The organism is Paenibacillus sp. JZ16, assembly GCF_015326965.1.
Lineage (GTDB): Bacteria > Bacillota > Bacilli > Paenibacillales > Paenibacillaceae > Paenibacillus_AQ.
Genome location: NZ_CP017659.1, coordinates 6,079,150 through 6,099,529, shown reverse-complemented (window position 1 = coordinate 6,099,529; position 20,380 = coordinate 6,079,150). Strand labels below are relative to the sequence as shown.

The 20,380-nt window shown below is 50.2% G+C and carries 16 protein-coding genes; 3 read left to right on the top strand and 13 right to left on the bottom strand.

Translation table 11 applies throughout. The features are described from left to right. Nucleotides 1-47 precede the first annotated feature (47 nt). The gene (locus BJP58_RS27170) at nt 48-740 is read left to right on the top strand and encodes a pseudouridine synthase (protein WP_194541374.1); all 693 of its coding nucleotides are present in this window, start codon (nt 48-50) and stop codon (nt 738-740) included. Between the two features lie 145 nt (nt 741-885). Here the strand turns inward: BJP58_RS27170 and ald are convergent, their stop codons facing one another. The 12 genes from ald to BJP58_RS27115 form a co-directional block, all read right to left on the bottom strand. Beyond that, complete coding sequence (ald, locus tag BJP58_RS27165) at nt 886-2,004, bottom strand: alanine dehydrogenase (protein ID WP_194541373.1); 1,119 nt, start codon at nt 2,002-2,004, stop codon at nt 886-888. 286 nt (nt 2,005-2,290) lie between these two features. After that, nucleotides 2,291-3,796 carry an alpha-glucosidase/alpha-galactosidase gene (locus BJP58_RS27160; protein WP_194541372.1) on the bottom strand — a complete coding sequence of 502 codons (1,506 nt, stop codon included), beginning with the start codon at nt 3,794-3,796 and terminating at the stop codon, nt 2,291-2,293. Nucleotides 3,797-3,903: 107 nt separating this feature from the next. Then, nucleotides 3,904-4,824 carry an AraC family transcriptional regulator gene (locus BJP58_RS27155; RefSeq protein WP_194541371.1) on the bottom strand — a complete coding sequence of 307 codons (921 nt, stop codon included), beginning with the start codon at nt 4,822-4,824 and terminating at the stop codon, nt 3,904-3,906. A gap of 182 nt (nt 4,825-5,006) precedes the next feature. Further along, nucleotides 5,007-7,004: a methyl-accepting chemotaxis protein gene (locus tag BJP58_RS27150; RefSeq protein WP_194541370.1), complete on the bottom strand. Its 1,998-nt coding sequence runs from the start codon at nt 7,002-7,004 to the stop codon at nt 5,007-5,009. Nucleotides 7,005-7,010: 6 nt separating this feature from the next. Then, complete coding sequence (locus tag BJP58_RS33990) at nt 7,011-7,133, bottom strand: hypothetical protein (RefSeq protein ID WP_256720554.1); 123 nt, start codon at nt 7,131-7,133, stop codon at nt 7,011-7,013. A 220-nt stretch (nt 7,134-7,353) separates the two neighbouring features. Then, entirely contained in the window at nt 7,354-8,019 is a 666-nt protein-coding gene (locus BJP58_RS27145; RefSeq protein WP_194541369.1) for a response regulator, read from the bottom strand. A 53-nt stretch (nt 8,020-8,072) separates the two neighbouring features. Beyond that, entirely contained in the window at nt 8,073-10,505 is a 2,433-nt protein-coding gene (locus BJP58_RS27140) for a sensor histidine kinase (RefSeq protein ID WP_194541368.1), read from the bottom strand. A gap of 258 nt (nt 10,506-10,763) precedes the next feature. Further along, complete coding sequence (locus BJP58_RS27135) at nt 10,764-11,564, bottom strand: ABC transporter ATP-binding protein (RefSeq protein ID WP_100540692.1); 801 nt, start codon at nt 11,562-11,564, stop codon at nt 10,764-10,766. Continuing rightward, a complete protein-coding gene (locus BJP58_RS27130; protein WP_194541367.1) occupies nt 11,551-12,561 on the bottom strand; it encodes an oligopeptide/dipeptide ABC transporter ATP-binding protein in 1,011 nt (336 codons plus the stop codon). Before BJP58_RS27130 ends, BJP58_RS27135 begins: the two co-directional genes overlap by 14 nt. A gap of 8 nt (nt 12,562-12,569) precedes the next feature. Next, complete coding sequence (locus BJP58_RS27125) at nt 12,570-13,406, bottom strand: ABC transporter permease (protein ID WP_071223543.1); 837 nt, start codon at nt 13,404-13,406, stop codon at nt 12,570-12,572. Between the two features lies 1 nt (nt 13,407). Further along, a complete protein-coding gene (locus BJP58_RS27120) occupies nt 13,408-14,418 on the bottom strand; it encodes an ABC transporter permease (RefSeq protein WP_113056503.1) in 1,011 nt (336 codons plus the stop codon). Nucleotides 14,419-14,521: 103 nt separating this feature from the next. Next, nucleotides 14,522-16,342 (bottom strand): ABC transporter substrate-binding protein, encoded by a 1,821-nt coding sequence (locus tag BJP58_RS27115; RefSeq protein ID WP_194541366.1) that lies wholly within the window; start codon nt 16,340-16,342, stop codon nt 14,522-14,524. Between the two features lie 242 nt (nt 16,343-16,584). Here BJP58_RS27115 and BJP58_RS27110 point away from each other — a divergent pair, with 242 nt between their 5' ends. Then, nucleotides 16,585-17,838, top strand: a complete 1,254-nt coding sequence (locus tag BJP58_RS27110) for a sensor histidine kinase (protein ID WP_233354782.1) — start codon at nt 16,585-16,587, stop codon at nt 17,836-17,838. A 143-nt stretch (nt 17,839-17,981) separates the two neighbouring features. Here BJP58_RS27110 and BJP58_RS27105 read toward each other — a convergent pair whose 3' ends face one another. Further along, complete coding sequence (locus tag BJP58_RS27105; RefSeq protein WP_194541365.1) at nt 17,982-19,280, bottom strand: alpha-glucosidase/alpha-galactosidase; 1,299 nt, start codon at nt 19,278-19,280, stop codon at nt 17,982-17,984. Between the two features lie 190 nt (nt 19,281-19,470). On the opposite strand from BJP58_RS27105, the gene BJP58_RS27100 reads away from it, so the two are divergent. Then, entirely contained in the window at nt 19,471-20,355 is an 885-nt protein-coding gene (locus BJP58_RS27100; protein ID WP_194541364.1) for a helix-turn-helix transcriptional regulator, read from the top strand. The last annotated feature ends 25 nt before the right edge of the window (nt 20,356-20,380 follow it).

Here is a 20,380-nt window from a genome sequence, read left to right as displayed (position 1 = left end):
AACTAAAATGAACCTGTGGCAATATGACACATGAGAAGCGGTGGAGCATGCGAATTAACAAATACATAAGCAAAACGGGATATTGCTCGCGCAGAGAAACCAACCGATTGATTGCAGCCGGACGCATTACAATCAATGGCAAGGTGTGTGAAAAAGGGGCGGACGTTGAGTCGCACGATATCGTGTTGATAGATGGAAAGGAAATTCCTTATAAAGATAGCGAAGCGGTTTACCTGGCTCTCAATAAACCCATCGGTATTGTCTGTACGGCAGCAGAACATGTGGCGGGAAACATTATCCAATTTATTGACTATCCATCGCGCATTTTTGCCATCGGGAGGTTGGATAAAGCCTCTGAGGGGTTGATTTTACTCACGAACGATGGAGATATTGTGAACAAAATGATGCGTTCGGAGCATAATCATGAGAAAGAATATGTGGTGACCGTGGACAAACCCGTTACGGACGAATTTATGCAAGCGATGTCTCAAGGCGTTGAAATCCTGGACGTCATAACCAAACCATGCAAGGTTTACAGGCAAAGCGAAGATGTATTTCGTATTATATTGACGCAGGGCCTTAATCTGCAAATCCGCAGAATGTGTAAAGCCTTGGGGTACAGAGTCCTGAAGCTGGAGCGTGTTCGGATTATGAATATTACACTGGATCAGCTCGAACGGGGGGAGTGGAGGCATTTGAAGGAAACGGAACTGCATCAGCTCCTGTTCATGTTGAACTAGGCGAAGGCGTCTAACCAACATAACAAGCCATTTTTCAGCTTTGCCCACGGCGGCCGAGCGAAAGCACCGCTAAGGTTTACGTCAAACCTTGGTATCGTGTCAAGTATATGAAAAATGGCTCTGCATGCTGTAAAACTTGTTATCGCTATGCCAGCAAATAATCGTCAATGCTGGTATACGCATAACCATGAGCCGCCGCAACCGCTTCATAGGTTACCTTGCCCTCGATGACATTGATGCCCTTGGCAAGCGCTTTATCATGACGAGCGGCAGACCGGAGCCCTTTACTTGCTATTCTCAACCCATACGGTGCCGTTACATTGGTCAGTGCCATGGTGGAGGTTCTGGCTACGGCGCCCGGCATGTTGGCTACCGCATAATGAATAACGCCATGCTTTTCATAAGTCGGATTATCATGCGTGGTGATCCGGTCGATCGTCTCGATCGAGCCTCCTTGGTCAATTGCCACATCCACGATGACCGATCCCGGGCTCATCTCTTTTACCATCTCTTCCGTTACGAGGCGAGGAGCCCTTGCACCGGGGATTAATACCGCACCCACGACAAGGTCGGCAGCCTTCACCGTTTCCGCAATATGATACGGATCGGACATAATCGTTTTGACCCGCCCTTGGAAAAGATCATCCAGTTGACGAAGTCGGGCGGGATTAATATCGAGGATGCTGACGTCCGCACCGAGTCCCAGCGCAATTCTTGCCGCATTGGTGCCAACGATGCCGCCGCCGATAACGGTAACCTTACCCGGGGCGACTCCAGGTACGCCGCTTAGAAGGACACCCTTGCCGCCATGTGCTTTTTCCAGGAAATGCGCCCCGATTTGGATGGACATTCTTCCTGCCACTTCACTCATCGGTGTCAGCAGCGGCAAGCTGCCATCCGTTAATTGTATCGTTTCATAAGCAACGGCACTCACCTTACGGTCGACCAGTGCTTTGGTCAGTTCCGGCTCGGGGGCCAAGTGCAGATACGTATATAGGATCATATCCTCTTGAAAGTATTCATACTCCTCTTGCAGGGGTTCCTTCACCTTCACAACCATCTCGGCTTTCCACGCTTCGGCAGCCGAAGCAACCACCTTGGCTCCAGCCGCTCTGTAAGCTTCATCCGTAAATCCGATCCCAAGGCCTGCCCCGGATTGAACAAGCACTTCGTGCCCGGCATTCCTGAAACTGACGACCGTACCCGGCGTCATGCCTACACGGCTCTCGTTATTTTTGATTTCTTTGGGAACCCCAATGATCATCCCCATGCCTCCTTAATGGTGAGCTTTGCCTATCTAATTGAATTGTAACCATTTTTACCCAAACTGTGTACCTGTCTAAGGTATGGGATTGTCCATCCGAATTTATATCTATGTATCCGTAGTATATGCAGGTGAAAGATGAACCGTATGCAGAAAAAAAACACTTCTGGCAGAGGAATTATAACGGATTTTTGTCCGTTATATCATCCTCGCCCAAGTGTTTGTATAATACGCATTCATGAAACCATAAGTATTTCTATTGTTTGACACCTTCGTTAATGCGCAATCAGCTTAACGTTTTTTCGCGATCCTTCCCTTTGTCGGATTCACCTGCGTTTTTGTTCGCCTTCTCCCGGTCGAGCTGCATCTCCTCCACCGTCTTCACCTTGAGTCTCGCTGCTCCTTCATACGGACGGGTGGGTATCAGATTGTCAGATGTTAGCCGTGCCTTCGCTTCAGCGATCGAAGCCGCATACTGAGGGAGCCAGGCTTCACCGGCTACCAGCATTTCATCGACCAGCTGCCAAATTTCCTTCGGATTACATACCGCACCGACCAGCGGATCCATCATAAATGCCTGACGAAGCAGCTTGTCATCTCCGTGAACCGCCGCTTCAACCGCTAGCCGTTGCACGGATATGCTTGCGTTGCACACGGCAGCCGGCCCTAACGGCAAATTCCCTACATGCGGCATGGAAATGCCGTTGCGGTCCACGTAACCCGGCGCCTCAATGATTGCATCATCCGGCAGATTGGAGATAATGCCCTGATTCACCACATTAAAATGGCCCCGGTATACCCGGCCGGTTTCCAAGCCTTCAATAATGTAGGAGCCATGTTCCTCTCCTCGTTGCTCCGGCGTGTACTCCATAGCCGGATCTTTCATCCAGTTCGGGAAATCGGTCTCGAACCAGTTGCGTCCCTCGGTACAGACTCGCAAATATCCGCCCGTCTCTCCGTTTATCCAGCTGCTGAGGTCGATCCACTCCGTAATTTCCTCCGGCCGTTTACGGTACCAAGGAACATATTCGCTTAGATGGCCGTTGGACTCGGTGCTGTAATACCCAAAACGTCGCAGCATATCGATGCGAACCTTCTCAGTCCTGCTGTACTCCGGATGCCGTTCGAACGCATCCAGCAGTCCAGCCGTCAAATCCTTGCCTTGATGCGAGGCTTGAATATACCAAGTCTGATGGTTAATTCCGGCACAGACAATATCGACCTCCCGTTTCTTTAGACCGTACACCTCGGCGATTTGGTGATGCCCATGCTGCACGCCATGACATAAACCAATCGTCCGCACGCCGCCATACTGATTGCATGCCCATGTCAGCATAGCCATCGGGTTCGAATAGTTCAGCAGCAGTGCATCTGGCGCGCTCACCTCGCGAATATCCCGGCAAATGTTCAGCATCTCGGGGATTCCCCGCTGGCCATACATAATGCCGCCTGCACAGAGCGTGTCGCCTACGCACTGATCGATGCCGTATTTCAGCGGAATGTCCACATCCGTGCGAAACGCCTCCAATCCACCCACGCGAATGGTGCAGATGACATATTTGGCATTCTGCAGGGCTTGTCGTCGATCCGTGGTGGACTGAATCGCAATCGACAGCCCATTCTCGATAATGTCCCGCTGACACAATTCCGTGACCATATCCAGGTTATGCTGGCTGATGTCGGTGAATGCGACCTCGATATCCCTAAACTCCGGTACAGTCAACAAGTCACGCAGAATTCCCCGGGTAAAGCCGATGCTTCCCGCTCCGATAAAAGCAACCTTAAATGACATTCTATCCACTCCTTAGCTGCAAATTAGATTGTAGTTATTGTAACAATCAAGTGGTAGAAAGCGTTATCAAAATTATGACCTCTTGAACTCTTCTGAGTCAAAAATCCTCACTTCTTATCTGCTCCGGCATCCTGATCACCGTATTTCCAGGCATTGCGGTCCTTCCGCAGCCGATATTCCACCGGCGTGGTGTCCGCATACTTCTTGAACAACATATGAAAATACTGTCTGCTGCCAACACCCACATAATCCGATATTTCATGGATGGGGATATCCGTCTGCTCCAGCAGCATTTTGGCCTTTTCCATTCGAATCATGGTCAGATACTCGGTTATTGTTCTGCCCGTCCCTCTGCGGAATACTCGATGCAAGTAGCCGGGATGCAGATTCACCTCAGCGGCAACGTCTTTCACCTGAATATTGCGGTCATAGTTCTGATGCAAGAAATCGACGCTTCGTTTAATGTAGAACTCGCTCTGCTGCATTTCGCTACGTTCCCTTTCATCATACAGCCGGGCGATGCATACAAGCAGCTGAATAAACAGCATATGCGTCATCATTCTGCCCTCAGTCCCTCTTTGATCAAGTTCAAGGACGAGGCTCCTTAACACCGGATATACCTCCTCTTGATCCACTAACACCAAGTAGGGAAACGGCCGATTCAACAGAAAAGATACCTCTTGCTCCTCCCGGGCAATCTGCCTAAGAGAAAGTGACCTTCCTTCAGTTTCCATAAACCCGAATTCCACATTCAGCATTCGGCAGGAGGCCGCCTGCTCAACGATTAACCGATGCGGGACATCGGCATCCAATACCATAAACTCCCCTTTTTTCAGCGTGAGACTCTTTTCCGTATCGCCTACCTTCACGTCAATCCGGCATACCCCTGAGATCATATACATAATTTCGGTTGAATCATGCTGATGGTAAGGCATTTCATAATCCATCCACTGCTTATAGTAATAGGCGTAAAAGCGCGGGACGTAATCCCCCTCTTCTAACATCTGCTGAAACAAGCTGCCATTCACACGTTTTCCTCCTTTGTCCAAGCATTACGGAGTTCCAATTCATATAAAAACATCTATCGACGTCCTTACAAAAAACAGACCGCGGTTAGAAGTAGTTTTTCTTGCGATAGCAGGCCGCCAATGCCTTGCATGAAAAAAAGCCTGGCCCTTAGGCCAAGCTTATCATCAATATGCCAGTGGTGCTACGAGATTTTGAAGGCCGATACGGTATGGTTCAGCTCTTCGGCAAGCTCGGCAAGCGATTGTGCCGTTGCAGCCGATTCCTCGCTTGTAGCCGCCGTTTCCTCCGTCGACGAAGATATCGTCTCAATGGCGCTTGCCACCTCGGCAGCCTGGGCTGCCTGCTCCTCGCTGGCTGCTGCAATATCCATCACTTTGCCCGCCGATTCATTCACCATGCTTGTAATGTAGGCAAAAGCTTCCCCGGCTTTTTCCGTGTGGATGACGCCTTGATTCACCGCCTCCACGCTATCGGCCGTATTCTTCTGCATGCCCTTGATGATATCGGCAATCTGCTTCGTGGCCCCTCCACTGCGTTCGGCCAGCTTACGCACTTCATCCGCCACCACGGCGAAGCCTCTTCCTTGATCGCCGGCCCGAGCAGCCTCGATCGTCGCATTAAGGGCAAGCAGGTTGGTCTGCTTGGCGATATCGTCGATGACCTCGATGATCTCACCGATCCGCTGGGAGTCCGCTTCGAGTTTGGCAACCTGATCCCGTACCCGATTCATGCCTTCCACCGATTGCTGGACGATGCCGCTGCCTTCCGTTGCAATACCGGAGGTCTGATTTACAAGCTCGGATGCTGCCGAGGCGTCGCTTGCAACCGAATTGATGGCATTCGACCATTCATGGAACAACTCACTGACGGTCTGCACGGATTCAGCCTGACTGCTGCTCCCAACAGCCAGTTCCTCGGCACCAGCTGACAGCTGCTGTGAAGCGGCGGCTACCGATGATGCGTTCATGTTCACTCTGCCGATCATCTCCCGCATGCTCTCCAGCAGCTGCGCAAATACACGGGACAATGTGCCGATTTCGTCGGCTCTGCGAAGATAAGCCGCAGGAACCTCCTGCGTGAAGTCTCCCTTCGACATGAACTCGCCGATAGAAACGGAAACGCCCAACGGCTTCACGATGGATCTCGTTAACAGGACTACGACAGCTGCCATAGCTACCAAGGTGGCTGCACCAGCAACGATAATGGAGATGATCAGTGCATCCGACTTCGCCGTAATCTCATCCATCGGGATAATGATAGCGGCAGACCATGGCGTTTCCGTCAATCCGGTCTTAATGGGCGTATACAGCTTGTACAGCTCGGCATCTTCTTCGGTATAGACATCCCCTTCCCGAATCGCATCCAGTATAAGAGGAACCGTCTTGCCAGGATATGCCTTCTCAAGCGTCTGCCCCATCAATCCGTCCTCCGGGGACGTTACGATCACGCCGGTATTCGAATAGATATGAGCATAACCCGTATCGAACAATCGGAACTGCTCCATTATGCTTTGCAAATGCGCCAGGGAAATATCGACGCCAACCACGCCGACGGTCTTGCCGTTATCGATAATCGGAACAACGAGCGATGTCATCATGACATCTTCGTTGCCTACTTTGAAGACGTACGGATCCATAATGATTTCCTTGCCGCTGTTCTTCGCCAGGAGATAGAAGTCACCTTCCCCTTCGTGCTCGTAATCCTCGATGACGGAACGTTCCAGGCCGGATTCCGTTCTTGCCCAGTAAGACATCATTCGCCCCGTATGGTCACTGCCCTGTTTGTTTCTGTATTCGTTATCCTGGCCATCAAAGGCATCCGGCTCCCATAAGGTCCAGATCCCTTTCCAGGAAGGATTGTCTTCCAGATTTCGTCTCAATATTTCATTAACGGCTGAGCGATTCGTGGTGTCGCTCTCCTTCATTCCAACAAAGCTTACAGCCAATGTACGTGCGGAGTTCATCACATCGTCGAGCTCTGCTTGTACCAGAGCGCCAATCTTCTCACTCGTTGTCACCGCGAGCGTCTTGGCCGAATCCAGAGCCTCCTCCGTTGTAGTCATGCTGATATAAGTCATCATGACAGCTAGAAAAATCGTGATCGACCCCAAAATGACAAGCAGCATACGACTCTGGAGTTTCATTGCAAACAGAGATTTCAAAGACTTCAATCGTTTCATTATGAGTCACCCTCGCTTCTTCCGGCTGTTAAATTCATTCCATTCTTCTTCAAGCTGCGCCAAAACCTCTTCAATCTCTTCCGGTGACAAGAGGTCATCGACACCATATTCAAATAGGTCCTTTGTCATGCCGCAAGTAACCACCCTTCCTACTAACAGACTATATCCATCCAGTAACATAAGCATATACACTTACATACCGTTCGTAACCGAAATTCTCTTGCGTGAGCACGCAAGAATTTTGCGGGCCGCCCTGCGATTGTTGTCGAATGATTGCGAATTCACCTAAAATCATATCGAAGGATGCATTGCTTCATGATCTGAAACGAAAAAAAGAGTAAACCTTCTATCAGCTTATCTGGACAAAATCCGAATCCGAGAGGATTCCCATTTGCTTTGCCTTCAGGGCAGCTTCTATACGTGACTTCACATTCAACTTTTGAAAGAGATTGGTTAAGCAGTACTCGAGTGAACGCTGGCTCATGATCACCGTCCCCGCAATCTCTTTGTTGCTCTTTCCGCGAGCGATTTCCTTGAGAATACTATATTCTTTATCGGTTATAGACTGGGCTGCCGGCGCGCCTGCTGTCCGTTCCGGACCATTTGCGGTAACGCGGCGGAGCTGCTTCACGAGTGTCAACGGCAGAACGACCTCTCCTCGCAGCGCACACCGAACAGCCGTTACCAGCTGCTCTTTGCCCGACGTTTTCGAGACAAATCCAGCCAGTCCGGCCTCCATAATCAAATTAAAATGATTGCTGACTTCAAAGCCCGTATAAATCAGCATTACCGCGTCCGGAGCAATCCGGAGGATCTGCTTGGCCAAATCAATTCCGTTCATGCCCGGCATATGCATATCAATCAGCATCACGTCAAAATGCAGCGCGCTCACCAGCTCCAGTGCCCGCTCCGGCGTATTGGCAAGCTTCACGAACATATCCTTTTCCTGCTCAAGCAGAACCTTGGTTCCCTCCATCACCGAGGGATGGTCATCCACCAATAAAATTTCGATCATCGTCACTCATGACTCCTTCAGCCTGGTATCTTGCTTGCTTCACTGACGGCGAATTACCTTGCCGTAATGGATATATAGACAGCCAACCCGCCGCTATCCGACGAGTCGAACTGGATTTTGCCGTTCATGCTCCTGACTCGCTCTTTCATGCCGCCAATCCCCATGCTGTTGAATTGGTCCGATTGCTGACTGGGGTCGATCCCAATCCCGTTGTCTTCATAACTCAGGTTGACTTCATCCGACTGGGTGGACAAACGGAGCCTTACCTCCGTTGCGTTGGAATGCTTCGTTGCATTGGCCAGCAGCTCCTGGACAATCCTGTACAGTCCGATCAAATGGTCGTCACTGATATCATCATCGAAGTTTGAGCAGTCGAATTGTATGGAATAATTGGTGCGGAGCTGAGTAAATTCAAACAATGCCTCAAGCGAGCGTTCCAACCCCTCCTCCTTCAGCAGCGGGGGACGAAGCTCGTTGCACGTAATTCGAATCTGATAAATGACATCCAGAAGCCCCTGCTCAATCTCCTCCAGCTGCGGGCGCAGATCCTCAGGCAGCTCATGATCCGAAGTAATCTGATTCAATTTCCTGTACCATATAATCTGTTCCTGAAGCGCGGCATCGTGAAGGTCCTGGGACAATCGCTTCCGCTCATTTTCGGATAAATGAAGCATGAGTCGCAGCAGCCATAGGGGCATGATCTGCTGGGATGAACCCAGCTTCTCCAGTTCCCTCGTCAAATCCTCAATGACGCGGAAGTTATCGTACAGAACACTTGCATAACGCGTAATGGTCTCCAGCCATATTTTTTGGGCCTGAATCAGGAGCAAGGGAACCTCGCCGCCAATACAGACAATGCTGCTATCCCCGTTCATTTCTCCAATCTTGACAAAATATCCGTCACACATCTCAAACAGTTTACAGAACGGAATATGCTCTGGACCGCATGTATGGATCGCACGAATCACCCCTTGTGGCGGCTCTTTATGGCCCCCTTGGATTTTGATATGCAGACTGTTGTGGTTTATCTGGATGAGGCTCACCCGATCCGTCCCCAGCACCTTCTTGATTTCCCGTACGATCCGGGCATTCAATTCACTGATCTTCACCATCCCGAAAAGATCGGAGGAGAATTGATCCAGGCTCATCTGCAGCCTGAAATACAGATCCTCGCTCTCCCGGACAAGCCTTTCTGCCGCAATCCGCTCCCGTTCGGCCTGCTTCTGCTGCGTAACATCCCGAATAATGGTAAGCGCCGTATGATGGCCTATATAAGGGATAGGCGTCGTTATGGCCTCTATATCAATGATCGTCCCATCCAGCCGAATTAGTTTGTTGCCGGCGAGCTCCGAGGTATTTCCGCTTGCGTACACATGTTCAACCTCAGACGTCACAAACTCGAGCTGGTCGGAAGGAATCACGTCCTGGAAGGAGGTGCCGTCCAATTGCGCGATGTCCGTAATTCCCAATAAGGATAAGCCCGCAGGATTCGCATAAATATAAGAAAAATCGGAATGCAGGAACATCGCAACCGGAGCGATATCCAGAATATGGCGGTTGATCCGGTCACTCTCCATAAGGGCCCTTTCCGCTGATTTACGGGCGGTTATATCCTCGAAAAAAACTTCAATCGTGTCCGATTGCGCATCATAAAGGGCCGTCGCCACGACATCGACCCGCTCTCCGTCAACCCGCCTTATGGATAGTTCTTCGGCAACAACTTCCCCTGTCCGAATCAGCTGCGCGAACCGTTTGCGGGCCCACTCCTCATAGGGATCAAGCGCCCAGTCCCAAGGATCGGTACCGAGGATGTTCTCGGGACCCGCCGCCCCAAGGATCCGAAGTCCGGCGGGATTCACGTACATGAGCTTGCGGTCCTTGCAGACTGCAATGGCAATCGGCGATAACTCCACCAGCCTGCGATACCGGTTCATGCTTTCCTTGAGCGCCTGTTCCATCTTCTTGCATTCTGTAATATCATACAGCGCCTCTTCCATGCGGAAGCGGGTGGTAATATCAACGGCTATGCCATCCGTGCGGATCATTTGACCGGCGTCATTCAACGTCGGAATCATCTTTACCTGAACCCAGCGAACATCACCATCCGCATGGATGATTCGGTATTCGGTATGAACGGCGTCGCCTTGTCGAAGTTTGTCAACCAAGGATCGGAACAGCGCCATATCCTCCGGATGGATCAGCGTTTCCCAGGAAAGGCCGCCTGCGAAATCATGATGTGAATAACCTGTGATTTTATAAAAAGCCAAAGAAGTATTTTGGATACTCCTTGTGCCGAAATCGTATGACCAAATACCCACATCAAGCGTAAGCAGCATATCATCAAGCAAGCGGAATCTGCCTTCGGCCATGTCCAAAGCCTGATGGCTTAACTTCCGCTGATATGCGCTTTTGAACATTAAAATCCAGAATGTAATGGTGAGGACGACTAATACCAGGATGGTTGCCCCCAAGAAGTAAGTACACATGATGTTTGATGATCTCCTTATGAAGCATACACGCAGTCATGTCAGATGCCTTGCGGTATACCGAATGCGAGCTGCGGAATGAATCAAATGGCAGCCATATCATTTATCGGCAAATCCTTCACAAATGCGAAGATCAAGAATAGAGAAATTTTACGTAACGATTCAAAGTGTCATATCCGCGCAATAAACGGAAAGTAAAATAAAGCCCGAAGCGGCGTTTACGCTTCGAGCTTTTCTCATGAGATTTGTCCACGCCGCTCATGCCAAATCCCACTCGGAGTGAATCTTGGGCACATCGGAAATCAACTGCTGGGTATAAGGATGCTGCGGATTCAAGATAACCTCTTCCGCTGGTCCCCGCTCCACGACTTTCCCTTGTTCCATAATATACAGCGTATCGCTTACATAATAAGCAAGCCCTACGTCATGGGTAATGAAAATAATCGTCATGTTATTCTCATCTCGCAGCTTCAAGAGCATATCCAGTATCGTGGACCGCGAGCATGCATCGACCATGGAGGTCGGTTCATCCGCAATCAGCAGCTTCGGATGGAGCATGAAAATCCGGGCGATCATCAGGCGCTGCATTTGTCCGCCGGACAGTTCGAACGGGTATTTATTGTGCAGCTCCTCGAATTTCAGATTGACGAAGGAGCACGCTTCCTTCATTTTGCGGAATTGCTCCTCCTTCGTCAGTTTATCCCCCTGCAGCTTGATGCAATCGAGCAGCAGCTTCTCGACTTTATAGAAGAGATTGAACGAAGAGAACGGGTCCTGAAAGATCGCCTGGATATTTTTCCAATAGCGCTTGCGATCTCTGTGCCGCTTCAGCTGCCTTGGCTTGCCCATATACTCTATCGTACCGCTGCTCTCCTTCAGCAGGCCCATGATCATTTTCGCCAGTGTCGTTTTGCCGCTTCCGCTCTCGCCGACAATCGATATGATTTCGCCTTCATGAAAGGTAAAGCTGACATCCTCCACGGCGGTGGTCTTCTGCTTACCGTAACCGAACACCTTGGTGAGATGCTCTCCCCGAATCAGGACATCATTCCTCTTCATTTGCATACCACTCCTTAAGCACACCCGGTTCCACGATGCAGCGATACATGCGATCCTCCACGGTCCGGCTCGTTATCTTTCCCTTACGGCAGGCATCTTGCACATAGGAACAGCGATCTGCAAACCGGCAGCCCTCCGGTACGTTTTTCAGATTAGGCGGGGTGCCCGGGATAGCGGCCAGTTTGTGGCCTTTCATGCCTTCCTCCGGCACAATGATGGAACCCATCAGCTTTTTCGTATAAGGATGGATCGGGTCAAAAATCATTTGCTCTGCGGTTCCGCGCTCCACGATCTCCCCTGCATACATGACGATGATGTCATCCGTTACGTGATAAAGCAGCGGCAGCTCGTGGGTGATAAATACCAGAGACTGAATATAGCCCCGATCCAGCAGACTTTTCAGCAGCTTGATCACCGCTTTCTGCGAGGTTACGTCCAGCGCCGAGGTCGGTTCGTCCGCAATCAGCACTTTGGGGTTCAGAATGGTGGAAATAGCGATCACCGTCCGCTGCTTCATGCCGCCTGACAGCTCGTTCGGATAGGAGTTCAACACCTTGGTTGACAAATTCAAGGTTTCGAACCGTTCCGCCGCCATATCCCACACCTGCTTCTTGTTCAGCTCAGGGCGATGCTCCTTCATAATATCCTCGACGAAATGAATGATTTTGAGCGTAGGATTCAGGGCATTCATAGCTGCTTGCGGGATATACGATATCTCTCTTCCCGACACCTGGGAACGGAGCTGTTCCTTGCCAAGCTTCATGATATCCGTGCCGTTTACGACAATCGAGCCGCTGCCATAATGCAGCGGTGGAAAATAGAAACCCATCAGGCTGAGCGCAAGGGTCGATTTGCCGCAGCCAGATTCACCGGCAATGCCAAGCGTCTTCCCCTTTTCGAGCGAGAAGCTCACCCCGTCTACGGCATAGACATGCTCCTTCAACCGGGTACGGTAATAGGTCTTCAATTCGTTCACTTCCAGTATATTTGTGCTCACAACACCCATCAGCTCCTAATCTTCGGATTGAATATCTCATCCATGCCGGTGTTCATCATGTACAAGGAGAAGGTGATGATGGCGATGGAGATCGCCGCCGGGATGAAGGCCCACCAAGCACCGGCAACCGGTGCTTCAAATACGAGCGCCCAGTTCATGATGATGCCAAGGGAAATCGTGTTGTACGGTCCCAGCCCCAGCATCGAGATGGAAGCCTCGGACAGAATACCTGATGCCGTCTGCAGCACAAACGCCATGACAACATAGGAAGCGATGTACGGCAATATCTCCGAGATGATAATGCGCGGCGTGCTGTACCCGGATATTTTCGCGATATTTACGTGATCCCGGTTTCGCAGCGAGGATGTCTGCGCACGTACGGCCCTGGCCGTCCAGGGCCAGCTGGTAATGCCAATGATAACCGCCGTAACAAACGAGCTGCGCGAATCGATGCTGACCGAGATCAGAATGAGGATGACAAAGGAAGGTATCACGATGAAAATGTTGGTGATGGCGGTCAGCAGATTGTCAATCATGCCTCCGATATAACCTGAGGCTAAACCGATCACAAGACCAATCACTGTAGCAAATACGCCGGCAATCAGCCCAACCTGCAGGGAGGTCCGAATGCCATAGATCAATTCCAGGAATAAATCCCTGCCGAAGTTATCCGACCCCAGCAGCAGCTTCGAATCCGGCGGCTGGTACGCCAGGGCGATCATCTCCAGCGGATCGTTGCGGTTAAAGAGCGGATAGATCAGCACCATCCCGATCATAGCCAGCAGCATGCAGGCTCCGAACATAAACTTTGGCGATTTGATCAATATGCGAAAGGAACTGTTCATTTTATTGATCCTCCATCTGAGCGGCCTTGATTCTTGGATCGATCCAGCCGTAGATTAGGTCAATCGTAAAGTTGGCCAGCAGCACGGCCAGGGCGATCAAGAGGGTGCAGCCCGAAATTAACGGATAATCCAGCTGACGGATCGCCGTGAACATCCAGGTTCCGATTCCCGGATAACTGAATACGATTTCACAGATCAGCGAACCGCCCACCATCGTACCGATGGATAACGCCAATCCCGTGATCTGGGGCAGCATCGCATTTCGGAATACATACCTCGCGATCTTGGAGTCCCGTATCCCGAGAAGTTTGCTGTACAGTACATAATCCGAATTCAGCTCATAGATGGACATCTCCCGCATGCCAATGGCTTGGCCGCCAATCGTAACCAGCACGATCGATAGAAATGGAAGCGTATGATGCCGAAGTACGGAAGCGAAGAATTCAAAGCTGAGTGACGGCACCATCTGGTAATCGTAGCCCCCGTGCAGCGGAAACCAGTTCAGGGACAGGGCGAATACATACAGCATAATAATGGCTAGGGTAAAGAAAGGAATGGAATTCACAAACAAGGCCACCGGGAATATCACTTTATCGAATACACCTTTGCGGTAAGCCGCAACGGCGCCCAGCACGTTCCCGATCAGCCAGCCAACCAGAATGGCCGGAAGCTGAAGCCCGATCGTCCATGGAACCGCCGAGGCCAGAATCTCCGTTACCGGTTTTGGATATAGGCCGAATGAAGTGCCCAGATTGCCTGTCGCCAAATTTTTCAGATAGATGAAGAACTGCTCCCATAAAGGCTTGTCGATTCCAAACTCGACGAGAAACGTCTCATAGACCCGTTTGATCGTATCGCTGTCGGTCATCCCCTGCGTCATCTCAGACACAATCATGCTCACCGGATTCCCTTCAATCATCCGGGGCAGCAGGAAATTCAGCGTGACCGCAATCACCAGCGTCAGAAAGTACCAGAAGAACTTCTTGACGATATATTTTCCGTAAACGCTCAAGCAGCTCACCCCCATGGATCACACCCTGAAATTGGTGGAAAAGAGACCTGTATCAGGGGTGCAAATCCGCCAATATAGGTCTTGGTTCAATGAGTTATATCCATCAGTTATGAATCTGATACAGCGATTTGATACCGGCTCCATCCATCGAAATTTGAGGCGGTATGTTGCTGCCGTCCCCTTCCGTCGGGAAGCCCTTCCATACGGATTCATTGACCGTATCGAATACCCAAGGACGATACATGAGCGGAATCGATGGGATATCCTTTAACCAGATTTGGGTCAATTCAGTGTAGAGCGCTTTCAATTCAGCTTCGTCCGTAATGGTTGGAATCTTCTCGATGATGGTATCGGCTTGCTCGTTCTTATACCGGCCCCAGTTGTAGAATGCCATCTCGCCCATTGGCGCAACGCCCTTGGAGTACATGATGGTCATGGCGCGGTTCCACGGCTGGCTTGGGCTGACCCCGCCGGCAGGCGTATTCATGATGATATCGAACTTGCCTGTCTGTAGATCATTGGTCCATACCGGCGCTTCCGGGAATTTGGTGCGAATCTCGATACCGATTGCCTTCGCATTCTGGGCAACAATCTCAAGCGCCGCATTCCAATCCGACCAGCCGTATGGACACTCGATTTCAAACGGGCCGAGGCGGGTTCCGTTCAGGACGCGGATGCCGTCTTTCCCCTTCGCGGCGCCGATGGAATCGAGCAGCGCATTGGCCGCATCCACATCCGTTGTCCATTGGAGCGGTTTGATAGCCGCCTGGTCTACATATTTTGCTTCGGCCTCCGTATTCAGCGTCAACGACGGCTCCATTGGGGCCGAGTAGCCGCTGATGGCCAGCTCCGAAATTTTGCCGTAATCAATCGCCATTGCGATCGCTTTTCTGACATCCGCATTGTTGAGTCCTTCCTTCGTCATGTTGAAGAAGATCGATGGCATGGAGCCGGGCACATAATAGGGAGCGTCTTTGATATAGGTTTTAACCGGAGCCCCGCCCTCCCACATTTTCCATACCTGCGGAATAAACTGCTGCGATACGTCTACTTGACCGCTTTTGAATGCCAGGTCACCCGCTGCATTGTCTTTATAGATGACATGGGTGATATATTTGGGAGCCGGCAGCTTGCCAAAGAGTGCCTGCCCCCAATAGTTATCGTCCCGTACGATCGTGATCTTCTGATCATTATAAAAATACATTTTGTAAGGTCCCGTTCCGATCGGGTCCTCGTTGACTTCTTTACGAATGGTGGCAAGGTCGTTATTGGCTTTCTTCTCGACCTCTTCCCATACATGTTTAGGCAGCATCGGCATGATCTCGATGCTGTCGAGCACCGTCAATTTGTTCGGATTGTCTTTATTCAGCTTGATGTTCACCGTTTGCGGCCCGTCTGCCGTTACGTCCTCGATGTAGGTCCAGAAGCTGCTCCAGTTAATGTCATATTTTTTGCCGAGCTGGTAAGTATAGACGACATCATCGGAGGTGAACGGCTTGCCGTCGCTCCATTTGGCATCCTTGTTCAATTCGATCTTCAGGGTCAGATCGTCGGTCCATTCATATTTGGTACCCAGCAGCGGCTCCAGCTCGCCTGTCAGCTGATTGACCATGAACAAGGTTTCATAGACGAGTTCTCTGGAGTTTCCGTAGTTAATCGGAAACGCCGGGTTTCCGCTGAGCAAGTTAAAATTCGTAGGTGCCCCCCATTGCAAACCATTCACGTATAACGTTTCATTTCTCGGCGTCGCTTTCGCATCGCCCTGCGGTGCCGGCTCATCGCTGCCTCCGGGTGTGTTTACCTCTTCTTTGGGCGGCGGCGGATCTGATGCGGTCGGCGGCGTTACACTCTGGCATCCGGCAGCAAAAAAAGACGCGGCCAACAAAAGAATGAACATGGGTCTCAGAACGGTCTTCAGCTTCACTTGTGAACCCTCCATTCATGGAAATGTGTTCTCACTTAAGTGCTGAGTTTCCGGGACAAACATATGTTATCTGCAAGCGCTTTCTTGATGGATTTATATGTTCCTTCACTCCATCTGAGTACGAATAAATTTTGTTATTTTTATTCAAGCCTCAAGGATTTTTCCAATTGACGTCGAACTTGAATGGACAAGGTAATCTAGCGGACGATTCGATACTTTTCAAAGGGGTGGGCCTACTGCCTGTGATTAAAGATGTTTTGCTGCAGTTGTTGTTTGCATTGATGCCTTTTGTCGCATACAACATCTATTACAGAAAACTGACAGTCAACTATTCCCGTAATTTCATCATTGTCATTTGTTCGCTGTGCATGCTGCTGTCCATGACCTTTGCTTCGTCCGTTCAAAGCGGGCTGATCTTTGACGTGCGGTATGTCATTATGTTTTTCGGCATGCTGTTCGGAGGGTTCCTAACTGGGGCAATCCTGCTCGTGGAATTTCTAATCTACAGGTTGTACATTGGCGGATCCGGCATGATCGATGCCATTATTATCTTGATCTTTACGTTCCCGCTGTCCGTTCTATTGTCGTTCATGTACCATCGAACCAAACACAAATTTTGGATCGTTTTTATAGCGGGCATCAGCTTCTCTGTCCTCCCGCTGCTGCTACTCTATATAACCAAACCCGACTACATCATGAATTACTTTCTTTTTAATATTTTAGCCATGCCTGTACATAATTCGCTCGGAATATGGCTTCTCGTAACCCTGTTTAACAAATCCGTATCCGACAAAGAGCTTTATCTGCGGTATATCCAGAATGAGAAAGCCGAAGCCGTCAATCATGTCGCCGCATCCCTTGCCCATGAGGTCCGCAATCCGCTGACCACCGTGCTTGGGTTCCTGCAGTTGATTAAGAGCGGTACGTTCCCTCAGGAAAAAACCGAACGTTTTCTGGAAATCAGCATGGAGGAAATTCGCCGGACCGAGCAAATCTTGTCCGAATATCTCTCGATCAGCAAACCACACTTGCCGTATCAGCAAAGAATCGAGCTCTCGGCCCAGATCAAGTCTGTCGTCGAGCTCATGATTTCATACGCTAATATGAGCAACGTGACCCTCAGCGCTGATTACCCTCAGCTCCCCATTTACATTTTAGGCAGTCCGGCGGAGCTCAAGCAGCTGTTGGTCAACTTTATTAAGAATGCGATTGAGGCCAGCAAAGACGTTGACAGAGGCACGGTCCACATCACCATCTATGAAGAAGCAGAGCAGGTGTCCATCGAAATCAAGGATAACGGGATCGGCATGACGCCCGAGCAATTGAGCCGTCTCGGTTCAATCTACTATTCCACTAAAATGAGCGGCACCGGACTTGGACTCACCTTCTCCTATCAAGCCATCCGTGCCATGAATGGAAGTGTCTCGGTTCGGAGCTCGCCACGATCAGGAACGGTGTTTCTTATCACGCTCCCGCACGCCAATATAAATCCATAGCATAGGTAATTTCCGCACACAACCCGTTAACGATAAAGAGAGACGCCGCTGTAGTTACTAGAGCGTCTCTCTTTTATGGATCCAGTAATAATATTTCTTTTGCTGCAAAATTTCTGTTGTTTTTGCTTAAAGTGGTATCAGCCTTATTGGTATTTAGGGAGCCAGTCTCCATGCGCCTCAATCAGGTCGTCGCAAAGGCTCTTGATATTATCGATGGACAGCTCGGCAGCCGTATGCGGGTCGAGCATCGCCGCATGATAGATATGCTCCTTCTTGCCGGTTGCGGCCGCTTCCAGCGTCAGCAGCTGGGTATTGATATTGGTGCGGTTCAGCGCGGCACATTGCGGAGGCAGATCGCCGACATAGGTCGGGGTTACGCCGCTGGCATCGACCAGACACGGAACCTCAACGCAAGCTTCCTTCGGAAGGTTCGTGATCAGTCCCGTGTTCATCACATTACCGCCGATTTTGAACGGAACATTAGTCTCGACTGCTTCCAAAATGTAAGAAGCATATTCATGGGAGCGGTTGTGCTTCAGATCCTGGTTGTTGACCAAATCCTCGCGCATCGCCTTCCATCCCTCGATTTGGTTCACACAGCGACGTGGATATTCATCCAGCGGGATATTGAAGCGCTCAATTAGCTCCGGATAGTTACGCTTAATGAAATATGGATGGTACTCGGCGTTATGCTCGGACGACTCCGTAATGTAGTAACCGAAGTTCAGCATCATCTCGAGACGAACCATATCATGATGCTTCTCCTTCTGCTTCTCGGCCGCGCGCTTCTTAATTTCCGGATACAGGTCCACGCCATCCTTCGTTACCTCAAGCAGCCATGCCATATGGTTAATGCCGGCGATTTTGGCCTGCACGCCTTCCTTGTCCATCCCCAGATTATCGAACAGATGCGGAATGCAAGCCTGTACGCTGTGGCACAGACCTACCGTTTGCACGCCGCCCAGCGTGTTCATCGCATTGGTCAGCACCGCCATCGGGTTCGTATAGTTCAAGAACAGCGCCTGTGGACAAACTTCCCGCATATCGGCCGCAAAATCCAGCATGACCGGGATGGTGCGGAGATTACGGAAAATCCCGCCGATTCCCACAGTATCCGCAATCGTCTGTCTGAGTCCATACTTCTTCGGAATTTCAAAGTCCGTAATCGTACACGGATCGTATCCTCCGACCTGGATAGCATTGATGACATATTTTGCTCCGCGAAGAGCTTCCTTGCGGTCACTGTATGATTTGACGACACAGGTGCTGCCGCTGGTCTTCTTTATATTATTCAGCATGTTCTCCGAATCTTTCAAACGGATCGGGTCAATATCATACAAAGCTAGTTCAAATCCCTGCAAGGCCGGGGTCTGCATGCAATCCCCCAGGACATTCTTGGCAAATACGGTACTTCCTGCTCCGATAAATGTAATCTTAGACATCAATTAATTCCCTCCCTAAACTCCATGAATTAATACGCTTTCACAAGACTAACTATATGATAATCGGTCTTTTTTGAATATGGAGCAAAACAAGAGCGATATGGACATTTGTTGTTTCATTAGGTAAGCTAACCCTAACTCAACATCCACGATATCGATTGATCTCGCACACGTTTAAGGGGGATAGCGCATGTCTATTTTGCCAGACCATACGCTCTACACGATTGGTATGAATCCTTCACCAGGCGGTCACGACCTGAACATTCTGTTCAGCGGTGAGGGAACTCCCATACCACGCCACAAAATCGGTCCGATCATTCATGATTACTGCCTCATTCATACCGTCTTGACAGGCCAAGGCATCTTCGAGTGTGCGGGCATCGTACATCATTGCCAGGCAGGCGATACCTTTGTGATCCTTCCCGGCGTTCTGTTCAGTTATGAAGCCGATGATCGGAACCCTTGGCACTATAACTGGGTTGCATTACAAGAAAAAGGCACCAAAATGCTGCTGGCCGACATGGGTGTTACGCCGGTTAAACCGATTATCCACTGCACCGATGAAGCTGAGCTAAGGTCGCTGATCGACATGTACCGTCATCTCCGTCTGGGCTTTAACCAATCGGATCACCCCTGGCTTGAGGATCTCCAGGCTTCCGGGTGGCTCCGATTGCTGCTCCATAAGCTGGCGATGTTAAACCGTGAGCATCTTCCGTCAAACTCCAATGACGTGCCGGATATCGAGCGAGGCGTAAGGCAGACCGAGAGATGGATCTCGACCCAGTATCATCAACAGCTCTCCATTGATCAAATGGCCAAAACGCTTGGCTATCATCGGGCACATCTGTCCAAAATGTTCAAACAGCATACAGGCATGTCCCCCATGCAATATCTCATGAAGGTACGTATTGAGAAAGCCAAGTCGCTCATGAAATCGTCCTTCTCCATTCATGAGATTGCTTCCTCTGTCGGTTTCAATGATGCACTCTATTTCTCCAAGCAGTTTCGCAAATGGACAGGCATGACCCCAAGCGAGTATAAATACAGCCTGGAGAAAGGCTCTAATAAAGCATGATCTATAGACAGGCAAGATATCTAAT